The organism is Adlercreutzia shanghongiae, assembly GCF_035830635.1.
Classification (GTDB): Bacteria; Actinomycetota; Coriobacteriia; order Coriobacteriales; family Eggerthellaceae; genus Adlercreutzia; species Adlercreutzia shanghongiae.
The window spans coordinates 1-740 of record NZ_JAYMFI010000033.1 but is presented as its reverse complement, the minus strand read 5'-3'; the positions used below and the strand labels follow the sequence as shown (position 1 = coordinate 740).

The window sequence follows — 740 nt, the reverse complement described above, 5'->3', positions numbered from 1 at the left end:
CTAGCCGGCCCTCCCCCATAGAAAAGCGCAGGGCTCGTGGGTCCTGCGCCAGCATTGCCTTCTTGGTGAAAATCAATCGAGGAAATCAGTTGACAAAACTATAGGAACACCCCCCCTCATCCAAGCGCTCACCCTCGCCGAGGACTTATCCATACAAAAGTGCAACCATCTTCCGCTCAGGCTGGCGTTGGGGCCACTTTTGCATGGATTGCCCGACGCAAAGCATACTTTTGCATGGTTTGTGGACGGGGCGGGCACTTACGTAGCGGAGTGCGCGGCTGCGCGGTTCACGGAGAGGCGGCGGCCGCCCGGGCCTTGCGGAATGCTGCGTCGTTGAAGTATTTGTGCGAAACAGGGCTCGGTGTGGGGGTTTGTGTTACCATTGCCCGCGCACTTAAACGCGCGCGGAAAGACCCGGGCGCAACGCCTTAAAGGCGCCAGTCAGCAGGCAAGGAAGCTCCTTGCCCGACCCAATGGGAGGAATTGCATGAAGATTCTGGGCATGGGAGTTCCCGAGCTCCTCATCATCCTGGTCGTCATTCTGCTCATCTTTGGCCCGAAGAACCTGCCCAAACTCGGCAGCGCGCTCGGCAAGACCGTGAAGAACCTGCGCGAGGGCATGGGCGCCGGCGAGAAGGACGTCGAGGAGGCTGCCGACGAGGAAGTCGTCGAGGAGGTCATCGAGGTTGAGGACGACGAGCCCGCTGCCCCGAAGAAGACGGTGAAGAAGGTCGTCAAGA

1 protein-coding gene is annotated in these 740 nt (G+C 60.0%); it reads left to right on the top strand.

What is annotated here, in order from left to right:
- Positions 1 to 487: 487 nt before the first annotated feature.
- Positions 488 to 740 (top strand): twin-arginine translocase TatA/TatE family subunit (gene tatA / locus VJ923_RS11515; RefSeq protein WP_326441618.1); only part of this gene is annotated, 253 nt, incomplete at its 3' end.